At 73.7% G+C, this 25,850-nt stretch carries 23 protein-coding genes; 16 read left to right on the plus strand and 7 right to left on the minus strand.

All coding sequences use genetic code 11. The annotated features are described in order from the left end of the window. Window positions 1–58: 58 nt before the first annotated feature. Complete coding sequence (locus IF129_RS10630; RefSeq protein WP_318153655.1) at window positions 59–1,894, minus strand: S8 family serine peptidase; 1,836 nt, start codon at window positions 1,892–1,894, stop codon at window positions 59–61. Window positions 1,895–2,331: 437 nt separating this feature from the next. Then, a complete protein-coding gene (locus IF129_RS10635; RefSeq protein WP_318153656.1) occupies window positions 2,332–5,169 on the minus strand; it encodes a helix-turn-helix transcriptional regulator in 2,838 nt (945 codons plus the stop codon). Window positions 5,170–5,344: 175 nt separating this feature from the next. On the opposite strand from IF129_RS10635, the gene IF129_RS10640 reads away from it, so the two are divergent. Further along, the gene (locus IF129_RS10640) at window positions 5,345–5,815 is read left to right on the plus strand and encodes an ATP-binding protein (protein ID WP_191209314.1); all 471 of its coding nucleotides are present in this window, start codon (window positions 5,345–5,347) and stop codon (window positions 5,813–5,815) included. 12 nt (window positions 5,816–5,827) lie between these two features. On the opposite strand, the gene IF129_RS10645 is transcribed toward IF129_RS10640, so the two are convergent. Further along, on the minus strand, window positions 5,828–6,193 hold the full coding sequence (locus IF129_RS10645; protein WP_191209315.1) for a nuclear transport factor 2 family protein: 366 nt from the start codon (window positions 6,191–6,193) through the stop codon (window positions 5,828–5,830). 170 nt (window positions 6,194–6,363) lie between these two features. On the opposite strand from IF129_RS10645, the gene IF129_RS10650 reads away from it, so the two are divergent. Beyond that, entirely contained in the window at window positions 6,364–7,116 is a 753-nt protein-coding gene (locus IF129_RS10650; protein WP_191209316.1) for a DUF4232 domain-containing protein, read from the plus strand. A gap of 22 nt (window positions 7,117–7,138) precedes the next feature. Here the strand turns inward: IF129_RS10650 and IF129_RS10655 are convergent, their stop codons facing one another. Beyond that, window positions 7,139–7,705, minus strand: a complete 567-nt coding sequence (locus IF129_RS10655) for a CchlQ (RefSeq protein ID WP_191209317.1) — start codon at window positions 7,703–7,705, stop codon at window positions 7,139–7,141. A 163-nt stretch (window positions 7,706–7,868) separates the two neighbouring features. On the opposite strand from IF129_RS10655, the gene IF129_RS10660 reads away from it, so the two are divergent. Further along, window positions 7,869–8,270, plus strand: a complete 402-nt coding sequence (locus IF129_RS10660) for a hypothetical protein (protein WP_191209318.1) — start codon at window positions 7,869–7,871, stop codon at window positions 8,268–8,270. On the opposite strand, the gene IF129_RS10665 is transcribed toward IF129_RS10660, so the two are convergent. Next, entirely contained in the window at window positions 8,260–8,487 is a 228-nt protein-coding gene (locus IF129_RS10665; RefSeq protein ID WP_191209319.1) for a DUF5133 domain-containing protein, read from the minus strand. The two genes, IF129_RS10660 and IF129_RS10665, sit on opposite strands and share 11 nt — an antisense overlap. Before the next feature lie 429 nt (window positions 8,488–8,916). On the opposite strand from IF129_RS10665, the gene IF129_RS10670 reads away from it, so the two are divergent. The 7 genes from IF129_RS10670 (at window position 8,917) to IF129_RS10700 (ending at window position 16,138) form a co-directional block, all read left to right on the plus strand. After that, window positions 8,917–9,624: a hypothetical protein gene (locus IF129_RS10670; RefSeq protein WP_191209320.1), complete on the plus strand. Its 708-nt coding sequence runs from the start codon at window positions 8,917–8,919 to the stop codon at window positions 9,622–9,624. Next, entirely contained in the window at window positions 9,621–10,493 is an 873-nt protein-coding gene (locus tag IF129_RS10675) for a hypothetical protein (protein ID WP_191209321.1), read from the plus strand. The genes IF129_RS10670 and IF129_RS10675 overlap by 4 nt, the downstream gene beginning before the upstream one ends. Continuing rightward, window positions 10,490–11,365, plus strand: coding sequence for a hypothetical protein (locus tag IF129_RS10680; protein ID WP_191209322.1), 876 nt, complete (start codon window positions 10,490–10,492; stop codon window positions 11,363–11,365). Before IF129_RS10675 ends, IF129_RS10680 begins: the two co-directional genes overlap by 4 nt. A 223-nt stretch (window positions 11,366–11,588) precedes the next feature. Next, a complete protein-coding gene (locus tag IF129_RS10685; protein WP_191209323.1) occupies window positions 11,589–12,863 on the plus strand; it encodes an aspartate kinase in 1,275 nt (424 codons plus the stop codon). Between the two features lie 476 nt (window positions 12,864–13,339). Next, complete coding sequence (locus IF129_RS10690) at window positions 13,340–13,972, plus strand: SigE family RNA polymerase sigma factor (RefSeq protein WP_191209531.1); 633 nt, start codon at window positions 13,340–13,342, stop codon at window positions 13,970–13,972. Further along, window positions 13,969–15,213: a hypothetical protein gene (locus IF129_RS10695; protein ID WP_191209324.1), complete on the plus strand. Its 1,245-nt coding sequence runs from the start codon at window positions 13,969–13,971 to the stop codon at window positions 15,211–15,213. The genes IF129_RS10690 and IF129_RS10695 overlap by 4 nt, the downstream gene beginning before the upstream one ends. A gap of 91 nt (window positions 15,214–15,304) precedes the next feature. Then, window positions 15,305–16,138, plus strand: a complete 834-nt coding sequence (locus tag IF129_RS10700) for an SURF1 family protein (protein WP_191209325.1) — start codon at window positions 15,305–15,307, stop codon at window positions 16,136–16,138. Here IF129_RS10700 and IF129_RS10705 read toward each other — a convergent pair. Both IF129_RS10705 and IF129_RS10710 read right to left on the minus strand, forming a co-directional pair. Next, window positions 16,041–17,897, minus strand: a complete 1,857-nt coding sequence (locus IF129_RS10705) for a S9 family peptidase (RefSeq protein WP_224754738.1) — start codon at window positions 17,895–17,897, stop codon at window positions 16,041–16,043. The genes IF129_RS10700 and IF129_RS10705 overlap by 98 nt on opposite strands. A gap of 71 nt (window positions 17,898–17,968) precedes the next feature. Further along, window positions 17,969–18,964, minus strand: coding sequence for a helix-turn-helix transcriptional regulator (locus IF129_RS10710; protein WP_191209326.1), 996 nt, complete (start codon window positions 18,962–18,964; stop codon window positions 17,969–17,971). A 352-nt stretch (window positions 18,965–19,316) separates the two neighbouring features. On the opposite strand from IF129_RS10710, the gene IF129_RS10715 reads away from it, so the two are divergent. The 6 genes from IF129_RS10715 (at window position 19,317) to purD (ending at window position 25,847) form a co-directional block, all read left to right on the plus strand. After that, the gene (locus tag IF129_RS10715) at window positions 19,317–19,499 is read left to right on the plus strand and encodes a hypothetical protein (protein ID WP_191209327.1); all 183 of its coding nucleotides are present in this window, start codon (window positions 19,317–19,319) and stop codon (window positions 19,497–19,499) included. A gap of 267 nt (window positions 19,500–19,766) precedes the next feature. Next, window positions 19,767–21,086 carry an MFS transporter gene (locus IF129_RS10720; RefSeq protein ID WP_191209328.1) on the plus strand — a complete coding sequence of 440 codons (1,320 nt, stop codon included), beginning with the start codon at window positions 19,767–19,769 and terminating at the stop codon, window positions 21,084–21,086. A 12-nt stretch (window positions 21,087–21,098) separates the two neighbouring features. Further along, on the plus strand, window positions 21,099–22,409 hold the full coding sequence (locus IF129_RS10725; protein ID WP_191209329.1) for an ATP-grasp domain-containing protein: 1,311 nt from the start codon (window positions 21,099–21,101) through the stop codon (window positions 22,407–22,409). Window positions 22,410–22,418: 9 nt separating this feature from the next. After that, window positions 22,419–23,204 carry a HalD/BesD family halogenase gene (locus tag IF129_RS10730; protein ID WP_191209330.1) on the plus strand — a complete coding sequence of 262 codons (786 nt, stop codon included), beginning with the start codon at window positions 22,419–22,421 and terminating at the stop codon, window positions 23,202–23,204. After that, window positions 23,197–24,483: a fatty acid desaturase gene (locus IF129_RS10735; RefSeq protein ID WP_191209331.1), complete on the plus strand. Its 1,287-nt coding sequence runs from the start codon at window positions 23,197–23,199 to the stop codon at window positions 24,481–24,483. The genes IF129_RS10730 and IF129_RS10735 overlap by 8 nt, the downstream gene beginning before the upstream one ends. Next, window positions 24,480–25,847, plus strand: a complete 1,368-nt coding sequence (purD, locus tag IF129_RS10740) for a phosphoribosylamine--glycine ligase (protein WP_191209332.1) — start codon at window positions 24,480–24,482, stop codon at window positions 25,845–25,847. The genes IF129_RS10735 and purD overlap by 4 nt, the downstream gene beginning before the upstream one ends. Window positions 25,848–25,850 lie beyond the last annotated feature (3 nt).

Genomic DNA, 25,850 nt, shown 5'->3' on the forward strand with positions numbered 1-25,850 from the left:
TGCCGGTGCCCCCTCGGCACCGGCAGGCCCTGGTCGTGGCCTGGAGCGGAAGCGACCGTCAGAAGGTCAGGCTCCAGGAGTCGATGTAACCGGTGTCGCCGGAGTAGACGTCGGTCACCCGGAGCTTCCAGGTGCCGGCGGCCGCGACGGAGGACGCGTTGACCGTGTACGTGGCGTTGACGTGGTCGGCGCTGTCGTAGTAGTCCGTGCTCTTCAGCACGGCGGAGCCGCCGTTGGGGGCGACGATCTCGATCTTCAGGTCGCCCCGGTAGGTGTGCTTGATGTCGACGCCGATTTTGAGGTCGGCCGGGGCGGCACCGCTGAGGCCGGTCACGTTGATCGACGAGGTGGCGGCGTAGCCGTTGTTGTCCGGGATGGTGACGTTGTCCCCGTTGGTGTAAACGCCGTCACCGGGCTCGGGCTCGGGGTCGGGGCCCGGGTCGGTCGGGTCGCCGCCGACGGCGGTGAGGGTGGCCGCCGCGTCCGCGAGGCCGGAGCCGCAGCCGCCGGTGCACGAGCCGGGCAGGTTGCGCGCGTTGTCCTTGATGGCGGACTCGACGCCGCCCGGGGTGAGCGAGGGGCTCGTCTCGTACATCAGCGCGGCGAGGCCGGCGATGTGCGGGGCGGCCATGCTGGTGCCCTGGTAGGAGGCGTAGTTCTCGCTGCCGACGCTGCGGGTGCCGTTGTTGAGCGTGGACCAGATGCCGTTCGCCGAGGAGACCGCCGTCTCGCCGCCGGGGGCGGCGATGTCGACGACGCTGCCGTAGTTGGAGTAGCTGGCCCGGTTGCCCTCGCGGTCGCTGGCGGCGACGCTGATGACGTTGGCGCAGCTGGCCGGGTTGAAGCCCGCGGCGTTGGCGTTGCTGTTGCCGGCGGCGACGACGACCGTCGTGCCGCGGCTGACGGCGCCGTTGATGGCGTTCTGGGTGCCCTGGTCGCAGCTTCCGCCGCCGCCGAGGCTCATGTTGATGACGTCGGCGGGGTTCGGGTTGTCCGGCACGCCCTGCACGGAGCCGCCGGAGGACCAGGTGATGGCGTCGATGATGTCGGCGGTGGTGCCGCCGCACTTGCCGAGGACGCGGACGGGCTGGATGGTCGCGTTGTGCGCGATGCCGGCGACGCCCTTGCCGTTGTCGGCCGTGGCGGCGATGGTGCCGGCGACGTGCGTCCCGTGCCAGGAGTTGTTGGTGTCGCGGGCGGGCACGGGCTGCCCGTTGGCGTCGGTGCCGCACTCGCCGCGGTTCATCCAGTCGCCGGGGTCGGCCGGGTTGCCGTCCCGGCCGCCGCCGTCCTGGGCCATCCACGGGTCGGAGATGAAGTCGTAGCCGTCGATGATGTTGGCGGCGAGGTCGGAGTGGGCGACGTAGCCGGTGTCGATGACGGCGACGTTGACGCCCTCACCGGTGGCCCCGCTCGTCCAGGCGTTCTCGACGTTCATGCCGGCGCGCGACTCGAAGAGGTCCCACTGCTGTGCGTAGTAGGGGTCGTTCGGGTCGGCCATGGCGAACATCCGGGTGTCCGGGACGACGTAGGCCACGTCCGGGTCGGCCGCGAAGGTCTCGACGACCTCGTCGACGGAGCGTTCGTCAAGCTCGCCGCCGAGGTCGACGAGCGCGGCGCCCGTCCCCAGCCTGCGGTCGAAGTCGAGAGACTCGCCCGCCTTCCTGCCCTTGGCCCGGGCGTCCTTCTCGGCCTCGGTGTCGGATGTGGCTTCGGCCGCCTGCGTCGTGTAGCCGACGATGAGGCGCTGGGTGCGCTCGTCGGCGGAGTTCTCCGCGCCGGCCGCGGTGGGCTGGCCACCGGGCGCCGCGATCGACGTCGTCACTCCCGTGCCCAGGAGCGCTGCCGTCGTCACCGCCAGGAGGGATATGCGGAGGTGTCTGGAACCGTTCACGGTGGTGCACTGCCTTTCACGAGCCGGTGTCCGGGCATGCGGAACCAGCAAATGGTGCGGTTCATGACAAGTCGCGCGGCGCCGGCCGTCCGGTGGGGTTGGGGGGTGGGGTGGGGGGTGGCGGCCGAGGGGTGGCGCGGGCAGCGGAGGGAGCGCCGGTACGGGTGCACGGGGTGCGTGCGTCCGTACGCGGTGCCGGGACCGCAGGGTGCCGGTGCGTGCCGTCGTGTTCGACGGCCCCGCCCCGCACGCCCGCTCCCTCCGGGGGTGCCCTTGCACGACACCGGTTGGCCGAGCGCGGTCGCAGCGAATCCCCCGCAGCGGAAGAACGTTCGACCAACCGGTGCCAGGAACCTACGGGCGCACGGCGGACGCGACTATCCGGGGACCGGAACCTACGGATACGCAATTAACCCCGGCTTCACCGAGGTGCTGGTCTAGTCCTGACCTGCGGTTTCCCCGCCCCCGAGGGCCTCACGGGAGTCGGCGAGCTCCTGCCGCGAGGCCGTGCCCAGCTTCCGCATCGCGCGCGCCACGTGCTGCTCGACGGTGCGCGGCGAGAGGTGCAGCGTCGTGGCGATCTCACGGTTGGTCAGGCCGGAGGACGCCAACTCCGCCACCTCCCGTTCGCGGGGGGAGAGTTGGTCGCCGTAGGACGGACGGCCGGGCGGACGGCGGCCCTCGGCCGGCTGGTAGGCGCGCAGCACGGCCCGGGCCCGCGCCGCGTCCCAGGTGGCGCCGAGGTCCGCGAACCGCTGGGCGCAGGAGGTCAGCACGGCCGCCGCCCGCGCCTTGACGTCCTCGGGCAGCGCGTCGGCGTCGGGCAGCGCCTCGGCGTCGGCGGGCGCGGTGGCGTCGGCCGGACCGGACGCGTTCGCGGCTGCTGTGTCTGCGGCCACCGCGTTCGCGGCGGCTGTGTCTGCGGCCACCGCTTCCGCGGCAGCCGCCTTGAGCACGCAGCGGCCCGCGCCCTCCGCGCACAGCGTCGCCACGTACGGGCGGGGGAGCGCCGCGAAGGCCGCCTCCGCCTCCTCGTACAGCGCGGCGGCCTGAGCCGGGCGGCCCGTCGTCTCCGCGAGCACCGCGTGCGTCCACACCGCCGCCGCCGAGGCCATCGGCGCGTCACGGCCGTCCAGTTCGGCGGCGAACCGGTCCGCCATCCGGCGCGCCGTCCGCACCTCGCCCGCCAGGGCCATCGCCTCCACGGCCCACGGGGCGAGCTCCGCGCCCCACACCCACACGCCCTTCTCGGTCAGCGTCGCCCACCCGGACCGCGCCTCCGCGACGGCGGTGGGCAGGTCCTGCCGGGCCAGCGCGAGCCGGATCAGCGCCCCGGACGTGGCGGCGGCGAGCGGAGCCGAGGCGTGCTCCCGGGCGGCCGCGTCCTTGCCCGAGAGCCACGCCAGCGCCCGCCCCCAGTCGCCCTGGGCGAGGTGCAGCAGCCCGAGCACCATCCGCGCGTCGGCGGCGACGACGGGCATGGCCGACGTCTTGGCGAGGAACGCCTCGCACCGCTCGGGCAGTCCGGCCCACCGGCCCGTCGTCCACTCCAGGAGCAGCCGGGCGCCGAGGGCGGTCTGCTCGGCGTACGGGGCGCCGCTCTTCGCCGACATCTCCAGGCCCTCGGACAGCAGCCGCTCCGCGCGTCCGTAGTAGCCGAGCCAGATGGCGGCGTCGGCCGCGTTGCACAGCCCGCGCGCGGCCTGCTGCCGCTGGCGCAGGTCCTGGCTCTCGACGGGCAGCGCCCGCACCTGCTCCCAGCCCTGCGGGTCGCCGTAACACAGCGACACGCTGGAGCGGTTGACGGCGACGGCGGTACGGATCACCTCGTCCTTGCTGTCGGCCGCCGCCTCCTCCGCCGCCGCCATCCAGCGCAGGTGGATGGCGAGCGTGTGGCCGGGCCAGTACGGCATGGCGAGCGAGGACATCGCCCGCGCGGCCAGGGCGGGGCGCAGCTCGCGCAGTTCGGCGGCGGCGCGTTCCAGCTCCGCCCACCCCTGCGTGCCCATGCCCACCTGGTTGCACAGCAGCAGCCCCAGGTCCAGCCGCATCTCGCCCCGCATGGCGGCGGGCAGCGTCTCGTCCTCGACGATCTGCGCGAGCACGTCCACCGTCTGGTCCGAGCGCAGCCCCACGACGGCGCTGGCCGCCAGCACCGGCGCCAGCCGGGCGCGGGCCGCGTGCGGGACGAGGGGGGAGGCGAGCGTGGACTCCAGCAGGCCGATCGCCTCCTGGTGCCTCCCCGCCCCGGCGGCCCGCCGCGCCGCGCGCTCCACGGCCCGCAGCCAGCCGCCGATCCGGCCGCTGGCCCGGCGGTGGTGGGCGAGCGCGGGCCACGGGACGGGCTGGCGGCGTTGCAGGACGTCGGCGGCCCGGGCGTGCAGCTCCTGCCGGACGGGGCCGGGCAGCGTCTCGTGGACGGCGGCGGCGGCCAGCGGGACGGGCAGCGTGTAGCGGTCGTCGGCGTCCTGCCGCAGCGCGGCACCGGCCAGCGCGGCGACGAGGGCGTCGCGCCCGTCGTCGTCGGCGAGCCCCGCCACCGTCAACAGGTCGGCGGCTCCGGCCGGTTCGTCCAGGACGGCCGCCGCCCACACCACCCGGCGGGCCGCTTCGGGGAGTTGTGCCGTGCGGCCCAGGACGAGGTCCGCGAGCCGCACGGGCACCCCGGCGGCGTCCACGTCGGCGGCCGTGCACGACGCGCGGCCGCCGTCCCGGAGCGCGGCCAGCACGTCCACCACGAACCGCGCCACCCCGCCCGTGCGTTCGTGCAGCCGCGCCACCGCGTCCGGGGTGCACGCCTCGCCGAGCGCCTCCACGGCCGCCTGCCGCACCTGTTCGCGGCTCCACGGCTCCACGCGGTGCCGCAGCACCGTCAGCTCCGCCGCGTAGCGCGGGGGAGGGGCGCCCAGCGGCAGGCCCGGCGCGGCCAGTTCCTCGGGCCGGTAGGTGGCGACGGCCGCCAGCCACGGGCGCGGGTCCTCCAGGAGGGCCCGGAGCCGGTCGAGCTCCGCCGCGTCGGCCCGGTGCACGTCGTCGACGAGGAGGAGCACGGGTCCGTCGCCGTCGGCGGGCGGCTGCGGCGGCCGACGGTCCCCGCAGCGCCACCGCACGGTCGTCGCCCGGGCGGCCTCCGGCAGCTCGGCCAGCCGTGCCGTGAGGCGGGTCTTGCCCGTCCCGGCCCGCCCCTCCACGAGGACCAGCGTCGGCGCCGAGCTCTCCCCGGTGAGCGTCCGCCGCAGCCGCCGCACCCAGAACTCCTCACGTACCGTGACCACGCCGCTCCTGACCGCTGCTCGTCCGGGCTTCCGGCTTTCTTTGCGTATCCGTACTTCAGTTTGCACTGATTGTTCGGACGGGGAACGGCCGTCAGCGTGGAATTCACGAGTAGTCCAGCCCGCCGACTCCCGGGCGCAGACTACGGACAGCGGACCGAGTGCGCAGGAGAGCCGCATGATCACCGCACAGCAGGGCCACCTCACCGTCGTGCCGCCCCCCGACCGCGCCACCTCCGCCGAGCAGGCGGTGTGCACCCTGCCGGTCACCCCTGCCGCGGCCCCCGCCCTCCGCCACTTCGCCACGACCTCCGCACGCGGCTGGGGGCTGGGCGACGACGTGCGCGACGCCCTGGCCCTCGTCGTCACCGAACTGGTCGCGAACGTCGTCCTGCACAGCGGCAGCGCGGACGTCACCCTGCGGCTGCACCTGCTGCCCACGCAGCGCTCGGTGCGCGTCGAGGTGCGGGACGCGGGCCACTGGCACCCCCGACCCGCGCGCCCCGACCCGGCCGCGCCGCTCGACGCCGACGAGGGATGCGCCGAACGCGGCCGGGGCCTGGCCATCGTCGAGGCGTTCGCGCTGCGCACCGCCGTGCGCCTCACCCCCGACGGAACGACGGTGCGCGCCGATCTTCCGCTCGGCTGACCGCGCGGGACCTCACTCGTCCCAGGCCTGGACGGTGGTCTGCCGCGCGATGCGGCCGTCCTTCAGCGAGGCCATCGAGCTGGCGAGCACCCGTGTGCCGTCCGGGTACGCGCAGGACTCCACGTAGGCGAGGTGGTCGCCCTGCACGACGCACTCCTCCAGCGTGTGCGTCATCTCCCGGGAGGTCACCTCCTCCAGGAGGCCCCGGATCTCCTCCCGCCCGTGCATGACCATCGGGCGGCTCGGCTGCGTGTTGCGGTCCACCATGCGGAACTCCGCGTCGTCGGCGTAGAGCCCGACCAGTGCCCGCGCGTCCCGTTCCTCGACGGCCCGCTTGAGCGCGTCGGTGTCGAAGGACGGACCTGCCATGGTTCCCACGTCTCTCACCTCTTCGAGCGGGCGCCGTGCCGCACGCGGCCCGCGGGCCCCCGACCGCCGTACGGCGCGGCCTTGCGGCCCCTGCTTCCAGCGTGCGCGCCTCCCGCCCCGGGGACAACCGAACCGGCCCGGCCGCGCCGCCCGTGCGCGGGCCGTGTGATGATCGGCCGATGGGGACGAACGCCGCCGGGGGCGGCCACCGGACGGCGCGACGAACGACGGTCCTGCTGGCGGCCGGCGCCCTGGTGCTCACCGGCTGCGGCACACGGGAGGCGACGTCCGTAGCGACCGACGGCGGCCCGGCGGCCCCGTACGGCGTCGAGGCCGACGAACTGAAGGACGCCGACGGACTCGTCGAGGCCGACGAACTCGACGAGGACGCCTACGACGAGTACCGCGTGCCCAACCCCACCGGCGCCCCGTCCCCCCAGCCGACCACCGGCCCCTGCCCCGACGACGGCGTGCGGATCACCGCCGGGGTGGTCGACGCCGCCATGGGGCTGCGCGCCCTGACCGTCCACCTCGTCAACTGCGGCGACGCGCCCTACACCCTGCACGGCTACCCCGAGGCCCGCGCCCTGGACGCGGCGCGGGAGCCGCTGGACGTCCGGGTGCTCGACGGCACCGAGCACGTCACCGCCGGCGGGGTCGGCGACCAGCGGGTCCGGTCGGTGACCGTCCGGCCGGGCGACGCGGCCCACACGAGCGTGGTGTGGCGCAACACCACGGAGTTCGGAGCGCCGGTCGACGCCCCCTACCTCGACGTCGCCCCCGCCGAGGGCGCCGCCTGGCAGACCACCGTCCCCGAGGGCGGCCTCGACCTCGGCACCACCGGCGAGCTGGCCCTCGGCCCCTGGCAGCCCGGCGCCCCCGGCGAGGCACCCGTCCGCACCCCCGCCACCCCCGAGCCCGACCACGGCTGAGCCTCGCGGCCGGGCCACCGCGTCAGGGGTTCAGGGGCGGGGTGGGGGGTGGGCAGAGGGTGCAGCGGTCGGTGCCGTCCCAGCGGGACCAGCCGAACGTCTCCGGTGTCAGCGACCGGCCCTCGGTCTCCGCCCGGACGGCCACGCGGTAGGCCCACACCGCGCCGATGTAGGGGTGGTAGGCGTTGTGGAAGGCGGCCGACGACGGCTGCGCGCCCGCCGCGACGGCGGCCTGCAGGGCGCGCAGCCGCTGGAACATCGTCTGACCCGCCCCGGCGACGGTGGCGCTGGCGTCGATGAACAGACGCTCCCGCGCCTCGCCGAGTCCGCTGTCGGCCAGCGCCGCACGGGCCTGTGCCGCCAGCTCGTCCGCCGTCCGGCCGGTCTCCTCGGCGGACTCCTGGGCGAGTTGGCGCAGCCGGGCGTGACAGGTCTCGGCCGCCCCGATGAAGTCGACGGAGACGGCCCGCCGCCGCTCGGCGAGCTCCCGGCCCCCCTCGCGGCGGTGCCGCAGGTGGTCGGCCAGGACGGTGCCGGTGATCGCGATCGAGCCACCGCTCACCGTCGCGATGAGTGTCCCCCAGTCCATGAGCCCCCCAGCATCACGCGTGACGTCGCGGGTGAATCTACCGGCGCCGGCGTGCTGTTGCCGTCATCCGGCAATCCCGGCCGGGGACAGACGGCCCGTTTTCCGACTGGCGGAGCACGACGCCGGTGCGGCATGGTCGGGGGACAGGGGAAGGGGGACGACCATGGAGGCGGCAACCAGAGCGACGGCCGGGCCCGTGCTGCGGTCGGGCGGGGTCACCGTCCGGTTGGCGGAGGACGGCATCGAGTGGGAGGACCGCAAGGCGGTGAGCCGGATTCCGTACGAGGCCGTCGTGTCGGTCTCGGCGCACGGCACGGTGGGACGGTACGCGCGGCTGCGGCTCGGGCTCCAGCACACCGGCACGGGCCACCCGGACCGGTACGAGGTGCTCTGCCTGCGCCGTTCCGGCCAGCCGTTCGCGGAGCAGCTCAACGAGCGGCTGTCCGACGCGGGCGGGGTCTGGGGCGTCGGACGGCGGCCGAGGGTGACGGTCGAGCCGCGCGCCGACGCCGGAACGCTCCGCACCGCACGGCAGGCGCTGCGCCGGCGCTGCACTACGCGCTGAGCACCGAGTCGTCCTCGACGCGCGCGCCGGGCAGCCGGTGCCGCGCGGCGACGAGGGCGCTGTCCACATCGCCGGTGCCGGTCGCGGTGCACAGGGAGTAGGCCAGGTCCTCCAGCCGCTGGCGGACCTCGGCCCCGCCCTCCTCGGCGTGCAGGGCCGTGAGGGTCTCGTACTCGGCGACGAGCTTGCCCAGGACTGCGGAATGGGCCATCAGCACGGCGGATCTCCTTCTGCGGTGTCCATGGTGGTCCACGGTGTGTCGGCACACCCGCGACCGGTTGTTCCGTAGCCCCGGCTACCCGGGGCCGCACCACGTATGCGTGACGGGCGGACGTCGCACGCATCGTTTCCGCGGCGTTCATCCGGTCACCGACGGGAGGGACGCGCCCGGCGCGGCGCCGGACCGCGCGACGCCACCGCGAGCGGGGGTCGACGGCACGGCGGACGCCACGGAGGCGGGCGGCACGCTCCCGGGGCGGACGCCCGCTCCGGCGTCACCGGATCGTGACGTGTATCCGTGCAACGTCACAGGGGCATGGTCGGTCAGCGCTTCGACAGACCATGATCCCGAGGAGTCCCCGTGCAGAGCCCGCCGCCCCTACCGGCGCACCCGCCTCCGTCCTCCCCGGCTCCACGGCGGGGCCGTATGCCGCTGCTCCTCGCCTGCGCGGCGCTGCTCGGCGTCGTCGCCGGCGTCGCGGGCGGCTACACCGTCCAGGCCGACCGGGAACCGGCCGCCACACCGCCGCTCTCGCAGCCGGGCCTGGCCTACCCGGCCGAGCCGCTGCCGAAGGACGAGGAGCCCGAGCCCCTGACGGCCGAGGAGGACCCGCGCGTGCGGACGGAGGGCGACCTGCGCCGCCTCCTGCTCCGCAAGCCGGGCGGGGCCGAGTACGACCGGGTGCGCGGCTTCCACCAGAGCTGGGTGCCGCTCGCGGACTACGTCATGAACTACACCGATCCCCGGGGCGCGTTCCACGCCATGCTGGGGTACTCCTTCCGCCGCGCCGTGGTGACGCACTGGGAGGAGGAGAACGCCTACGTGACGATCTCCCTGGTCCAGTTCCGCGACGACACGGCCGTCGGCTCGATCGACCACCTGGAGACGCAGCAGGGCTACCTGAGCGACACCGACCAGGCCGACAACCGGGGCACCGCGCTCCCGGGCAGCGGCAACGGCCGCGTCTGGGTGTACGACGAGCCCTACAAGGAGGAGGGCTCCGTGCCCGTGTACGAGGCGCGCTGCCTGGCCCGCCGGGGGGACATCGTCATGGAGCTCTTCTACTCCTCGCCCGACCCGATCGACGAGGACGCCGTGCTGGAGCTGTCGGCGCGGCAGGTGGAGCGACTGTGATCGAGCCACCCACCCCGGACGTGACGTCCGCCGGGACCGGATCCGCCGAGGACGCGGCGGACCGCGCGCGCCGCTCCCGGATCCGCCGCGTGGTGACGACCGTCCTGGCGGCGCTCGTCGTCGTCGGCGGGACGGTCGGGGGCGTCGGGTACACGTACGCGACCGTCGCCGGGGCCGACCGCAGCGCGCCGACCGTGCTGCGGCACGAGCCCTCGGAGGCGGAGAAGGAGGCGCGCGCGGACGACCCCGCGCCCGACGTCAGCTTCGGCCGCTCGGACAGCCCCCTCACCGAGCGTCTGCTGCCCGCCCCCGACCTGCTGGGCCCCGACCTGCCGGGCTTCGACAGCAACGACGTGGAGCTCGGCGCCGAGGAGGCCCGGCGGGAGGGCGTCTTCGGTCGGGTGAGCACACCGGTCGGGATCCGCGGCATGTCCAGGGCGATCTTGACCGAGTTGGGCCTCCAGGGCGCGGCGCTGCGGACGTACGAGTCCTTCTCGGGCATGGTCGCGGAGTTCCGGCTCAACCGCTTCGGGGACGCGGAGGCGGCTCAGGAGTACCACGACTTCCTCGTCGAGACGTTGGAGGCGTCCGGCGGCCTTCCGTCGCCCGCGCCCGGACGCGCCGCCCACACCAGCCCCGAGGACGTGGCCCTGTGGGAGCACGTGCGGTGCGTACGGATGCCCGGTGATGAGGAGATCGGTCCTGAGGTCGCGCTGTGCACGGTGCCCCGGGGCGAGCTGCACCTGCTCGTCGTCGCGTTCGGCGGCGGGTACGGCCCCGGCGATGTGCCGCTGCCGGACTACGAAGCGCTGGGCGCTCTGCTGAACGAGCAGCTCGTCCACCTGGACACCGAGGGGAAGCAGGTATGAGCGGGACGGCCACCACGGCGCCGGACGGCGAGGAGCGGGCCGAGGGGGCCGCGCCGGACGCCCCCGCCGCACCCCTCCAGGTCCCGGACGCCCCGCCCGCCCCCGCGCGGGGCCGGGCGCTGCGGGCGACGGCGCTGCGCTGGGGCGCGGCGGTCGCCGTCTTCGCGACGCTCGCGGGCGGCGTCGGCTACGGCCTCACGCGGCTGGAGCGGGAGGAGCTGCCGGGCCTGGCCCGGGAGCACGACGGACGCTGGGACTACCCGGAGCTGAGTCTGCCGGCGCTGCCGTACGGCTCGCCGCGCCCGTTCAGCGACGCGAACCTCACCCGGTCGCACCACGCGGACCTGCGGGACCTCCTGCTGCCCGCACCCGAGGGCGCGGAGGCGGCCGAGGGGCTGCCGGGTCCGGAGGGCGGCTGGTCGACGGTGGACGCGTTCCTCGCCGCGTACGCGGAGGAGGACCGCCCGCGCCTGCGCCTGCTGCTTCTCGACCACGCCGTGCGGCACACGGCGGCGCGCGGCTGGGTCATGCCGGACGGTACCCGGACCAGCGTCCACCTGCTGCGGTTCAACACCGGCGCCGTGGCCTCCCGGTTCCGCGTGGACGCGATCGGGGGCGACACCCGCCTCGCGGCGGACCTGGCCGGGACGCCGGACCTGGAGCCGGACCCGGAGTGGGAGGAGCCGACCGCTTCGGACGACATCGCGGTCCACGCCTACGACGAGCAGCGGCCGCGCGGTGGCACGCACACCCGGATGGCCCAGATCACGGCGGGCGACGTCGTCGCGGTGATCGTTCAGGAGCGGGCCGGCGGTGCGCCCGCCGTGCCGTTCGACCAGACGGTCGTCCTGCAGGGCCAGCTGCTGGGCTGACGGCTGGGGCGGCCGGGGCGGGCGTCGCGGGCGCGCGGATGCGGGGGGCCGGTGTGAGGTACCGCACGTTCCCGTGTGGGGGCGCGTGAAGCGGGCAGGGGACGCCCTGGTCGCGTCTCATGATGCGGCTCGCCGGGAGGCCGAGAGGCGCCCGGTCGATAAAATGAGCCGACCGAGGGCCCCGGCGAAAGGGTCCGGTGAGACTGAGAATCGAGGAGCGCACGTGAGCCTAGTCGTGCAGAAGTACGGCGGCTCCTCCGTTGCCGACGCAGAGGGCATCAAGCGCGTCGCCAAGCGGATCGTCGAGGCGAAGAAGCGCGGCCACCAGGTGGTCGTGGTGGTCTCGGCGATGGGCGACACGACGGATGAGTTGATCGATCTCGCCAGTGAGGTGTCTCCCATCACCTCCGGCCGCGAGTACGACATGCTGCTGACCGCCGGAGAGCGTATCTCCATGGCCCTGCTGGCGATGTCCATCAAATCCCTGGGGCACGAGGCGCAGTCGTTCACCGGAAGCCAGGCCGGGGTGATCACCGACTCCGTGCACAACAAGGCCCGGATCATCGACGTGACGCCCGGACGCATCCAGGCCGCGCTGGACGAGGGCAACATCGCCATCGTGGCGGGTTTCCAGGGCGTGTCCCAGGACAGCAAGGACATCACCACCCTCGGCCGCGGCGGCTCGGACACGACGGCGGTCGCCCTGGCCGCCGCGCTGAACGCCGAGGTCTGCGAGATCTACACGGACGTCGACGGCGTCTTCACCGCCGACCCGCGGGTCGTCAAGAAGGCCCGGAAGATCGACTGGATCTCCTTCGGTGACATGCTGGAGCTGGCGAGCTCCGGCTCCAAGGTGCTGCTGCACCGGTGCGTGGAGTACGCACGCCGATACAACATTCCGATCCATGTCCGGTCGTCGTTCTCTGGCCTGCCGGGCACCTGGGTCAGCAACGAACCGCGAGTAGGGGACGACGCGATGGAGCAGGCGCTCATCTCGGGTGTCGCGCACGACACCTCCGAGGCCAAGGTGACGATCGTCGGCGTGCCCGACAAGCCGGGCGAGGCCGCCGCGATCTTCCGTACCGTCGCGGACGCCGAGCTGAACATCGACATGGTGGTGCAGAACGTCTCGGCCGCGTCGACGGGTCTGACCGACATCTCCTTCACGCTGCCCCGGACGGACGGCAAGAAGGCGATCGAGGCGCTGGAGCGGCGCAAGGCGCAGATCGGCTTCGACTCGCTGCGCTACGACGACCAGGTCGCGAAGATCTCCCTCGTCGGCGCCGGTATGAAGACGAACCCGGGCGTCACGGCCACGTTCTTCGAGGCCCTGTCCAACGCGGGCGTGAACATCGAGCTGATCTCCACCTCGGAGATCCGCATCTCGGTCGTCACGCGTCAGGACGACGTGAACGAGGCCGTGCGCGTCGTGCACACGGCGTTCGGTCTGGACAGCGACTCGGAGGAGGCGGTCGTCTACGGCGGCACCGGCCGCTGAGACACCCCGCCACCCCGGCCCGCGCTCGGCGGGCCGTCGGCGCGCGCCCGAGGGGGCGCCGGGACCCGGTTCCGGCGCCCCTCGGCCGTGCCGGGGGACGCCGACGCGCCCGGTGTCCGTGTGGCCGGCAAGGACCGCGCTTGCTGCTTCATATGACGGCGTTTGACGGCGTATGACGTCGTATGTGGAGCAGTTGTGATCAACCTGTGGTGGGACGGACTTGCTCACCGTGAGCCTGTGGCCGAAGATTTTCGCGGCGCCCGGAACCATGGAGCGCCCCGGCGCGTCTTCGCGGCTACCACCGCGGCCTTCAGCGTCGGTGGAGGGGCAGGGCGAAAGAGGCGAGTACGCATGGGGGCGTTCGTGGCGTCGTCGAGAACCACGCCCGACGCGTACAACCCTGACGGGGGGCAGCGTGTCATACAGGCGTGGCAGTGGCAGAGGTACTCGTGCAGACGACGGCGCCCCTCGGTGGCATGCCGGTGACGGCGCCCTGGTCGACCGCGCCGCGGCGCCCGGCGCCGACCGGTCGGCCCGCATCCGTCCCCGCCCCGGCCGCGGAGCGTCCCGGGCCGACGCCGGGCGCCCGCGCCGAGACTGACGACGCCGCTGTCGTGGGGACCACCGTCGACCACCTGACCGAGACCTACCGCACCCACTACCGCTCCCTGCTGGGCCTCGCCGCGCTCCTGCTGGACGACACCGCCTCCTGCGAGGACGTCGTGCAGGAGGCGTTCATCCGCGTGCACTCCGCGCGCCGCCGGGTGAAGGACCCGGACAAGACGCTGGCCTACCTCCGCCAGACCGTCGTGAACCTCTCCCGCTCCACGCTGCGTCGGCGCATCCTCGGGCTGAAGCTGCTCGCGAAGCCCATGCCGGACGCCGCGAGCGCGGAGGAGGGCGCGTACGAGGCGCTGGAGCGCGACGAACTGAAGCGGGCGCTGCGCGGGTTGCAGCGTCGTCAGCGGGAGGTGCTGGTTCTGCGATACTTCGCGGACATGACCGAGGAGCAGGTGGCCCAGGCGCTGGGCATCTCCAAGGGTTCGGTCAAGGCGTACGGTTCGCGCGGCATCGCCGCGCTCCGGGTGGCGATGGAGACACCGGCATGAGCTCGGGCCCAGAACGTGACGAGTCCCTCGACCCCGACGGTCGCGGCGGCGGCTCCGAGGGCGTCCCCGACGGTGGCTCCGGGGACGAGCCGGAGCTGCGACGGCTCCTGCGGGACGCCGTGCGCGACGTCGAGCCGTCCCACGACGCGTTGGAGCACCTGCGCCACGCGGTGCCCGCCCGCCGCGCCCGCAAGCGGCAGGTCATGGTCGGCGCGACGGCGGCCGTCCTGGTCGCGGCGGTGAGCGTGCCCCTGATGACCACCGGCGTCGTCCCCGGTCCGCTCGGGACCGACGAGCGGACCAACGCCGCGCACAGCACCGACGCCGGGGACGGCAAGCCCTACGGCGGCCGGGACAACGCCGGGGCCGACGGTTCCTCGGGCGCGGCCGCCGACGGCGGGCCCCGGGAGGACGGCGCCCCGGCGGCGCCGACCGAGGGCACCACGCGCTCCCCGGACGACCCGGGGCTCGGCTCGTCCTCACCGCGCTGCCTGCGCGACCAGCTCGGCGAGGCCGCCGCCCAGGTGGGCGACCCGGACGCGGGAGGGGTCGTCCACGGCTCCTTCCGGCTCACGAACGTCTCCGGCGACAGCTGCCGGGTGGACCCGGAGGACCAGCTGACGGCGACGGCGCAGGGTGAGGCCGACGCCGACGCCGTCACCGTGCTCGACCACACCGACGGCGGCCGGGCCACGGGCCTGCCGAGCCCGTCGACGTCGGAGCGGGCGCTGATCCTGCGGCCGGGCGAGTCCTACGAGGTGCGGTTCGCGTGGCTGCCCGACACCGCGCGCGGCCCGGCGGGCTGCCCGGTGCCCGAGCCGGAGCCCGAGCCGTCGGAGGGCGGCACGGACGGCTCGGCGGCCTCGGGCGGCGACGGCGGCGACGGCGGCTCCGGCGGGAGCGACGGCGGGAACGGCGCCGCCGCCGGTGGCGGTGACGGCGGTACGGAGGGCGGCGACCAGGTCGCGGGCGGCGGCGCCGGGGGCGACGGCGGCTCCGAGGGCGGCGAGCAGACTCCGCCCTCCGGCGACTCCGGGGCCGGCACGAGCGAGCCGTCCGGTATCAGCACGCTGTCCGACACCGGCACGGGAACGAGCGGCGGAGACGACGGCACGGGCGCGGCGACCGGCGTCGTGCTGCGCTACACCCCGGCCCCCGGGGAGCCGACCGTGCCCCGCGCCCACCTCGACGGCGTCTGCGCCGGAACGGTGTACCGGACGGCGCCCCTGCCGGTCGGCTGACGGCACCGCCCGCCGAGCGCAACGCCCGCCGGTCCCGCCGCGGGCGGGGGCGGCTCAGGGGCGCCGGATTCGCCCCCGTACCGTGGGATGCGTGTACCGGTTCCTGCTGACGCCCCGCTGGTGGGGGCTCAACGTCTTCCTCGCGCTCTCGGTGCCGTTCTGCCTCGTCATGGGCAGCTGGCAGCTCAGCCGCTTCGAGGACCGCGTCGACACCCAGCGCCGGTACGACCGGCTGGCCGAGCAGGGCGTCCGGGAGGACGCCGAGCCGCTGGCCGCACTGCTGCCGGTCACCAAGCAGACCTCGGGCCGGATGGCGGAGGCCGAGGGCCGGTACGACCCGGGCCACGAGTTCCTCGTGCCGGACCGCTCCCTCGGCGACGACCGGGGCTCCTACGTCCTGACGATGCTGCGGACCGACGACGGGTCCGCCCTGCCCGTGGTGCGCGGCTGGCTGCCGGGCACGCCCGACCCGGCCGAGGTGCCGCCCGCGCCGACGGGCGAGGTCCGTGTGACGGGCGCCCTCCAGGCGTCCGAGCACGGCGGTGCGACGGGTCTTCCGGCCGGGCAGCTCGGCACGATCAGCGCCGCCGCGCTGGTGAACCTCGTGCCGTACGACGTGCAGGACGTGTGGATCACCGTGCAGGACGCGCGGGCGCCGCTGAAGCCCGTCCCGCCCGCCGCCGCGAAGGGCAGCGGGCTGGACATGAAGGCGTTCCAGAACCTCGGCTACACCGCCGAGTGGTTCGTCTTCGCGGGCTTCGTGGTGTTCATGTGGTTCCGCTTCTTCCGCCGCGAGGTGGAGGTCGCCCGCGACGCCGAGCTGGGGCTCATTCCCGAGACTCCCCCGAACCCCCGGGGCCCCGAAGAGCGTCCGGCATCCCGAGGTGCCGCAGAGCGAAGCGCAGTTCCAGGCCCACCTGCTTGATCCGCTCCTCCACCACGAGCGAGCCGTGCCCGGCGTCGTACCGGTAGACCTCGTGCGGGTGGTCGCGGGCGGACAGCCGGTCGATGTAGTTCTCCACCTGGCGGATCGGGCAGCGCGGGTCGTTGACCCCCGCGGAGATGTACACCGGGGCCCGCACGGCGTCCACGTAGGTGAGCGGTGACGACGCCGCGTAGCGCTCGGGCACCTCCTCCGGCGTCCCGCCGAGCAGGGTGCGGTCCAGGGCCTTCAGCGCCTCCATCTCGTCGTGGTAGGCCGTGACGTAGTCGGCCACCGGGACGGCCGCCAGGCCCAGGGCCCACGCCTCGGGCTGCGTGCCGAGGCCCAGCAGCGTCAGGTAGCCGCCCCAGGAACCGCCGGTGAGGACGAGCCGGTCCGCGTCGGCCAGGCCGGACTCCACGGCCCAGCGGCGCACGGCCGCGATGTCCTCCAGCTCGATGAGGCCCACCCGGTGCTTGAGCGCGTCCGTCCAGGCCCGCCCGTAGCCGGTGGAGCCCCGGTAGTTGACCCGCACCACGGCGAACCCGTGGTCCAGCCAGGCGGCGGGCTGGGCGGCGAAGGCGTCGGAGTCGTGCCAGGTCGGGCCGCCGTGGATGTCGAAGACCGTCGGGAACGGTCCCGGTCCGGCCGGCCGCTGCACCAGGGCGTGCACGCGGCCCCCGGGGCCCTCCACCCAGACGTCCTCCACCGGGGCCGAGCCCGGTGCCTTCCGCCCCGGCGGGTCCAGGACGACGGCGCCGGTCGTGGAGCGCAGCGCCGGCGGCTGGGCCGCCGAGGACCACATGTACTCCACGCTCCCGTCGGGGCGTGCCGTCGCACCGGAGACCGTGCCCGGCGGCGTCTCCACGCGGGTCGTCCGGCCGTCGGCGAGGTCGTGGCGCCACAGCTCGCTGCGGGCGTGGTGGCTGTGGACGACGAGCAGCCCGCTGCCGTCCGGGTACCACTCGGCGCCGACGTCGCCGGGCAGGTCGAGTCCGAGGTCGTGCGTCGCGCCGGTCGCCGTGTCCCACACCATGGGCTCCCACCGGCCGCGCCGCTGGTGGGCGACGAGCAGCCGCGCGTCCCCGGCGGCGGGCGCGAAGCCGAGCACGGCCAGGCCCAGCTCCTTCGTGCCGCCCTCGCTGTCGTCCAGCTCGGCGACGGTCGTGCCGTCCGGGCGCACGACGCGCAGGGCGGAGTGCATCGCGTCGCCGTGCTCGGTGTGCTCGATGACGATCAGGTGACCGTCGTGGCTGAGGTCGGCCACTCCGGCCGACTCCCGGTGCCGGTAGATCTCGACCGGCTCCCCGCCCGGCGGGACGACGTGCACGGTCGTGCCCTCCTCGTCGGTGGAGCGCCCCACGACGGCCGTGCCGTCGCGGCCGAGCGCCAGGCCCGCCGGGTAGGCGGGGGCCAGCCCGGGAACGGCCGGGGCGTCCGCGCCGCCGCCGAACGGCTGCCGCATCCAGACGCCGAACTCGTCGCCGTCGGTGTCGGCGAACCACCAGATCCACGCGCCGTCCGGGGTGAGGGTGCCGTCCGTCGTGCCGTTGGGCCGGTCGGTGACCTGCCGCTGCTCACCGCTCGACCGGTCCCAGGCGTACAGCTCGAAGGTGCCCGTGGCGTTCGAGACGAACAGCGACCGGTCCGGGGCGTCGTCGGCCCACTCCGGCAGCCCCACCCGAGGCGCCCGGAAGCGGGCCTCCCAGTCCGGCATGGGCTTGGTGTGCTGTGCGTCCTGTGCGTCCTGTGCGTCCGTCATGGGCCCATGGTGTCGCCGCCCGTGCGGTCGCCGCCCGGCGGGGTCGACGCCACCGCACCGGCGGGTGGTGTTCAGCGGTCCAGGAGGTCGCGCTCGGCGAGGAGGTAGCCGAGCTCCAGGCGGCTGCGGGCGCCGAGGCGGGACATGATCTCCGAGACGTGGCGCTGGCAGGTGCGCACCGAGATGCCGAGGGTGCGGGCCACCCCCCGGTCGTCGGAGCCCTGGGCCAGCAGGCGCAGGATGGCCTGCTTGGGCTGCTCGCCGACGTCCTCCGGTGCCTTGTCCTGACAGCGTCCCATGGGTCGTCCCTGGGCCCACAGCACCTCGAAGAGGTCGGCGGCGAAGGAGCTCAGGGCGGCGTCCCGCAGGACGAGCGCGCCCTCGGGGGCGTCCGGCAGGGGCAGGACCACCGTCTCCCGGTCGAAGACGAGGAAGCGCGTGAGTCCGGCGCTCAGGGTCCGGATCTCGGCGCCGTGCGCGGTGAGCCGCGTGGCGTGCCGCACGGTCGCGCTGTCGAAGCGCGCCGAGTGCTGGTACAGGGAGCGGAGTTGGACGCCCCGGCCCAGCAGGTCCAGATCGCGGTCGACGGCCTCGGCGAGGACGGCGGCCGGGCGGGGCCCGCCCGGCTGGGCGGCCAGGACCTCCTTGGCGCACGTCGTGGCGAGCTGGGCCAGGACCTCCCGCACCGCGCGGGTGGACGTCAGCCGCTCCTGGGAGGGCGCGTCCAGCTCGCCGTGCTCCCGGTGGACGGCGTCCAGCAGGTGGAGCTGGTCGCGCAGGGTGGCGATCCGGCGCCGCTGCTCGGCGAGGCGTTCCTCGTGCGCGTGCAGCACCGCCGTGGAGGCCGCCGCCGGGTCGACGGCGGCGATGCGGTGTCGCCCGACGGTGCGCAGCAGCCCCAGCCGCAGCAGGGTGTCGACGGTCTCCCCGGCGGTCGTCCCGTCCTCGGCGGCCATCCGCGCGGCCTCCTCGAGGGAGAGCACGGTGTGCTGGACGACGTGGCGGTAGAGCCGGATCGCGGCAGGACTCAGGACGGGCGGTAGAGACCGCGCGTCTTCGCTGGTCATCGGTGCTGTCCTTCTTGAGACTGTCACGATTACGACGTCACGACGAACGTGTCACAGGATAATGCGACGTGTGGGGCCCGAGAAGGCCGCGTGGCGTCTCCCCGGCGCCCGCCCGCCGCCCCGGCCGCTCCGGGACGGGCCCCCGGGCCCCGATCCGACGCCTGTCGGGCGGGCGCGGCCGGACAACCCCGAGGTCCGCCGGGCTGTCCTAGACGCGCATGTCCGGAACACGACAACCACTGCGTGTTGCCGTCCCACTGCGGAGCGGGGCAGTCTCTTGGACGAGGAAGCGCGCCACCACCACCGGCGCACTCCTTCGGCGAACAATCTTCACAGGATTGGACAACGGGGAATGACGAACAAGGCAGCACGTGCCGCGACGGCCTCGGCGCTCGCGGTGGGCATGGTGCTGGGCGGGGGACTTCTGCGTGACCACGCGGAATCGTCCGACGGACTCCACTCGGCCCGCGAACGCGGCGGGGACGTGGCACCGCGGCTCGCCCGGGCCGGAGTCGACGACACCGGCTGGGGCTGAGCCCGGCGACCGGCGGGGCACAGCACCCCTTCGGTCCGGCGGACCGGGACGGACACGGCCCGGCGTCACCCCGAGCGCGCCGAAGCCCGCCCACGACCGTCGGGCGCCGAGCGCGTCCGGGCGACGGCGCGCCCCGGACCCGGCGTGCCCGGCCACCGCCGTGTCTCCACCGACCGGGCGGGCCTTGTCACCGGCGCGACGTCCGACCGGGTTCCAGGCGTGTGAACAGCGACCGTGACGCCTCGCGAACAGAAAGAAACCCCTGACATGCGTGTCTACCTGCACCGCAACTTCCTGCTCAGTTTCCTGGCCTCCTTCATCTCGCTCTTCGGCTCGAAGCTGCTGATGATCGCGTACGTGGCGTTCGTCTTCACCGAGAGCGGCAGTGCCACCCTGGCCGCGATCGTGTTCGCGGCGGACTGGATGGCCAACCTCTTCATCGGCGTTCTCGGCGCCCAGTACATCGACCGGCAGGACGCCAAGAAGCTGCTGATCTGGCTCAACCTGGTGACCGCCGCCGTCACGCTGCTGTTCCTGGGCTTCACCGACCCGGACCTGTACGTGTACGCCGTCTTCATCATCTTCGTGCGGGCCCTGTTGAAGAGCGCGGTGCAGAACGCCCGGGTGAAGGCACTCGTGCAGTTCTTCGACGAGAAGGAGACCAACACCTTCTCGCCCCTGTTCAACTCGGCGCTGCCGATCGCGATGGCGCTGGCCGGAGCGGTCGGGGTGTTCCTGCTCAACGTCGTCGGCATGGCGGTCGTGGTGCTGATCGACGCCGCCTGCTTCCTGGTGGCCGCCTGGCTGATGATGCTGGTGCGCCCGAACAAGGCGCGGCTGGCGGCGTCGCTGCACTCCTCGCGCGGTGAGGGACGCCGCAGCAGCCTCTCGGGCGTACGGGACGCGGCCACGCTCATGACCCACAACGACACGATCGGCACGGCGGTGTTCTACATCGTCCTGTCCGTCACCGCCTTCCAGGCCACCTACGAGTCGCTGATCACCGTCATCCCCGAGATCTGGTTCGGCTACGGCGAGTCCGGGATCGCGCTGTTCTTCACCTTCGAGTCCGTCAGCATCATGGCCGGCGCGTTCATCTACCAGTACTTCAGCCGCCGCGACCTCATCAACGACTCCAACAAGGAGAAGGTCAACCTCGCCGTGGTGGCGGCGATCACGGTGCTGTACCTGGCGATGCCCAGCGCGAGCGACAACATCGTCCTGGCGGTCGTCATGTTCTCCCTCATGGTGCTCGGCGGGGAGATCATCTGGGTCCACCACTTCAAGCTGATGATCGCCCACACCCCGGGGGCCCGGGTGTCCTCGGTGGTGGGTCTCCAGACCGCCATCGGATACAGCCTCATGGCGGTCTTCGCCTTCGTCTTCGCCCGCGGCCTCGACAGCATCGGCGTCGACACCACCGTCTACCTCAACATCGCTCTCACGGTGGCCCTCGTCATCGGCTGGGAGCTGGTCCGCAGGAAGATCCAGCACCGCGAACGGCAGGCTGCCGCCGGCGTCCCCGGCGCAGCGGCGTCCGAGACGCCGGAGACGCCCGACAAGCCCGCGAAGAGCACCGCGCAGTAAGGGGAGCACGCCATGACGGCGCCGGAGAAGAAGCAGGCCTTCGTCCTGCTGGAACTGATGAACCACATGCTGCTCATCGCCCGGGAGGCCAAGCGGCGCGGGTTCCACGTCATCGCCCTCAACCACGGGCCGTTGCAGGACCAGGGCCCCTTCGCGGTGCCCGACGGCGTGGTGGACGAGGTCGTCCCGGTGGCGTCCTGGTCGGACGCCGAGCACGTCGGGAAGCTCGTCGAGGCCGTCCGTACCGCCCACGACGTCGTCGGGACCTACGCCGCCTTCGAGCCGACGCTGCGCTTCGAGGCGGAGCTGCGGGCCGGGGCCGGACTGCCGACGAGTGGACCCGACGCCGTCGACCGGGCCCTCGACAAGGCGCACGTCCGCCGCGAGCTGTACGCCGGGGGCCTGTCCACCCTGCGTTCGGTGTCCCTCACCGAGGCGCTGGCCTGGGAGAGCTGGGAGTTCGAGCGGCCCGCCGTGCTCAAGCCCGCCAACGGCACCGGGAGCGCGCTGTGCTTCATGGTGGGCTCCATGGAGGAGCTGCGCGCCGCCGCCGACCAGGCGTCCGCGGGGGCCGTGGTGAACCCGATGATGAAGGACTACATCCTCGCGCACGGCGAGTTCGTCCTGGAGGAGCGGGCCGAGGGCGAGCTGCTCTCCGTGGAGTCGCTCGTGGACCGCGGCGAGGTGCACGTCGTCGGCCTGACCGGGCGCTACGTCTCGGCGCTCGACCCGGTCGTCGAGCAGGGCCTCGTCTTCCCCTACCCGCATCCGCGCCGGGCCGAGATCGAGGCCGTGACCAAGGAGTTCCACGCGGCTCTGGGCATCGTGCACGGCCCGACGCACCTGGAGGTCATGGTCCCCGACGAGGGGCCGGTCGAGCTGATCGACTTCAACGTCCGGACGGCCGGGCTGGCGATGGTCGTCTGCATGGGCAACGCCTTCGGGATCGACTACGCACGGCCGCTCACCGACCTCGCGTGCGGCACCGCCCCCGACCTCTCCTTCCTCGGCAACCCGCTGCGGGCCTCGGCCGACCTGCTCCTCCTGCCCCCGCCGGAGGCCACCGAGATGCGGGAGATCGTCTTCCCCGAAGGCACCGAGTACGGCAGGCACATGAAGGCGATCGGGCAGCCGCTGTCCGGTCGCGCCGACCAACTCGACGTCGTCGGCATGGTGATCGTCACCGCCGACACCGTCGCGGAACTGCACGACGCGGCCCTCGCCGTCCGCCGGAACACCCTCTTCGACGGACGGCCGCTGGGCGACAACCCCAACAACCAGCTCCTGTTCCCCAGATTCCACCACTCCGCAACCCTTGCCTAGGAGTCGAACATGACGGTTACCGAGTCCGGTGCACCAGCGCCGACCCGCGAGATGCAGGAAGTCGACGCCCGATACGAGGAGCACTTCGCCACCCGCTTCACCGGGGAGGCCCTCGGCGGGTTGCAGGAGCGGTTCCGCGCCGAGAACATCGTCCCCATCCGCGGGTTCTGCCCGCCGGACCTGCTGGCCGAGCTCCAGCGGGAGGCGTTCGGGATCATGGACGAGCACGGTGTCGACCGCAAGTTCTCCTTCGAGATCACCGACGGCACCCCGCGTCAGATGACCACCGTCGGCCAGCCCGTCATCAAGGACCACGGCCCCCTCATCCACGCCACGTACTTCTCCCCGGCCGTCAAGAGCCTGCTCGGCTCGGTCGTCGGCGAGGACGTGTACACCTGCCCCTACGCCGGTGAGCACTACGTCATCAGCCGGCTCGGCAAGAACGGCGACACCCACGGCTGGCACTGGGACGACTACACCTACGGGTTCATCCTCGTCCTCCAGGCCCCCGGCTACCGGGACGGCGGCTTCGTCCAGGCCGTCCCGCACACCTCGTGGGACAAGGAGAACCCCGACGTGCACGGGGCGTTGCTCAAGAGCCAGGTGCGCTCCTACCACCTGGAGGCGGGCGACGCGTACGTCGTCAAGACCGACACCACCATGCACCGCGTCTACCCGATCCGGGGCGAGACGAGCCGCACGATCGTCAACATGACGCTCGCCAGCGGCGCCGACCTGACGCGAGAGATCACCCACGAGACCAACGACGCCCTGTTCGGAGGCGACGGTGCCTGAGTCACGACAGCGGCAGAGCCCGGCGCGCCGGGCCCCGGAGCGCGACGCCCAGAACCGCACGGACGCCGAGCGCGAGGCGTCCCGGCGGGAGAGGCCGCCGCGCGAGACCATGCGGTCCCTGCCCGGCTTCGTCCAGCCCTACCTCACGTGGATCACCGGCGTGCCGCTGGAGGGCGGCAAGCAGCTCATCCCCTGGAGCCCGGTGAAGGCGGGCCTGCTGGGCCTGGTCCAGATGGCGGGCGGCATCACGCTCGGCGCGTTCGCGCTGCACCCCTTCACCGCCTGGTCCATACCCCTGCTCGTGCTGGGCTGGCTGTTCACCAGCGGCGGCATGCGCCGGCTGGACGTGGTCGTCGTCCACCAGACGCTGCACCGCATGTTCTCCAAGTCGACGCGCGTCAACCGGGTGGTGGGCGAGATCATCACCACCGCGTTCTGGCGCACCCCCTACGACAAGAACCGCGAGGAGCACCTGGCGCACCACGCCTACCCGTGCTCCATGAAGGACAGCGACACGCTGTACCTGCTCAACACCGGCATGCGGCCGGGGATGACCCGCTCCCAGTTCCGCCGGTACCTGTGGAAGGCGCTGGTCTCGCCCCGCCACCACCTGCTGGGCTTCTTCGGCCGGGTGAAGGGCAACTTCGTCGGCGTCGCGCCGCGCTACCGGCTGTGGATGTCGCTCGGCTACGCGGCCGCCACCGCGACGTTCCTCGTCCTCACCGGCTGGTGGGTCGAGTGGCTCGTCCTGTGGGTCGTGCCCGTCTCCGTGGTGTTCCAGAACTGCACGTTCCTCTACACCATGACCGAGCACCGCTGGTGGCTGTTCGGCAACCAGGAGCGCCTCAGCCGCGACAAGCGCGACCTGCTCACCTTCGGCCGCTTCTGCGGCGAGCCGGTGCCGGACGCCTCGCTGACCGGGCTGCGCAGGGCCGGGGCCTGGTCCCGGTGGACGTTCCGGATGCTCGTCGTGCACTCGTCGTACCGGATGTTCGTCCTGGTCGGCGACACGGTGCAGCACGACCTGCACCACGTCATGCCCGCCTGCGACTGGGCCAACTCGCCCTGGATCAGGGCGGACGACCAGGGCAACCGGCCGGAGCGCTACACCGAGGTGTGGGGGTCGCTCGCCGACCACCTGCGCGCGGCCGGCCAGGTCGACGACGCCCGCACCGGGCTGCCGGAGGACACCGAGCCGACCCCGTGGAAGGAGTCCGTGCCCGTCCTGACGGGCGTGGTTCCCGGCGGCGACGGCACGAGCGCGGGGGAGACGCGGTGACTGACGTACTGGTCGTCGACGGCACGGGGCGCGGACACGCGATCTGCGACCTCTTCGTGCGGACGGACCCCGACACGACCGTCTACTACGGACCCGGGTGCGACGCCCTGACGGCCGAACGCATCGTGCCGGTGCCCTCGGTCCGGCTCGACGCGCCGGAGAGCGCCCTCGCGTTCCTGGCCGACCACCCGGTGGACTTCGTCTTCGTCTCCAACATCGACGCGCTGTCCATCGGCTACGCGGACGTGCTCGCCGCGCACGGTCACCGGGTGATCGGCCCCTCCCAGGAGGCCGCCCGGCTGGAGGCCAGCAAGGAGCGTGGCAAGCGGTTCTGCGACGACCACGGGCTGCCCACCGCGCGGTACGCGGCGTTCACCGACCCGGCCGCCGCCCGCGCCCACGTCCGCGCCCTGCCGTACGCCTGCGTCGTGAAGACCGACGGGCTGACGCCGGACGGCGACGGCTCCGTGGTGTGCGACACGGCCGCCGAGGCCGAGGTGGCGCTCGACGCGTTCGCCGCGGCGCAGGGCGAGGCGTTCCAGGTGGTGGTGGAGGAGCGCCTCTACGGGCGGGAGATCTCCGTCTTCGCCCTGCTGGACGGCGAAGACTACCTGCTCTTCCCGACCGCGCTGGACTTCAAGCGCACCCTGGAGCGGGACGCCGGGAAGAACTGCGACGGGATGGGCTCCATCGCCCCGCACCCGCAGGCGTCCCCGCTGCTGATGGAGGAGATCCGGCGCACGCTCGTGGACCCCCTGGTCCGTGGTCTGCGGGCGGAGCGGCTGACGTACTCGGGGTTCGTCTACATCGGCGCCATGATCACCAGCACGGGCCTGCGGGTGATCGAGATCAACACCCGGTTCGGCGACTCGGAGGCCGAGGCCGTCCTGCCGGGCGTGCACAGCAACTTCACCCGGCTGTGCCGCGCGGTGCTCGACCAGGACGTCGCCTCGCACCCGCTCGTCACCGACGGGCTGGTGCGGTGCAGCGTCGCCCTGACCCAGGGCTGCCTGGACCTCGCCGACCCGGCGACGGCGCCCGGCTGGCCGTTCGGCGCCTTCGAGACGGGCCAGCCCGTCACCGAGCACACGGCGGACGCGCCGGACGCCAGCCAGGTGTTCTACGCGAACGTCCGGGCCGGCGAAGGCGGTTCCACGGTCTCCAGCGGCGGCCGCGTGCTGCACGTGGTGGGCACGGGCATCACCCTCGCCGACGCCCGCAGCGCCGCCTACGCACGCGTCGGGCGGATCTCGTTCCCCGGCATGCGGTACCGGTCCGACATCGGAGCCGTCTTCGAGACGGCCCCCGCCCCCGACGCCACCGGGGCGCGCGGGGAACTGGCCGTCGCGGACAGCGGAAGGTGAGGA

It is taken from the genome of Streptomyces chumphonensis, assembly GCF_014779715.1.
GTDB classification, from domain to species: Bacteria; Actinomycetota; Actinomycetes; order Streptomycetales; family Streptomycetaceae; genus Streptomyces; species Streptomyces chumphonensis.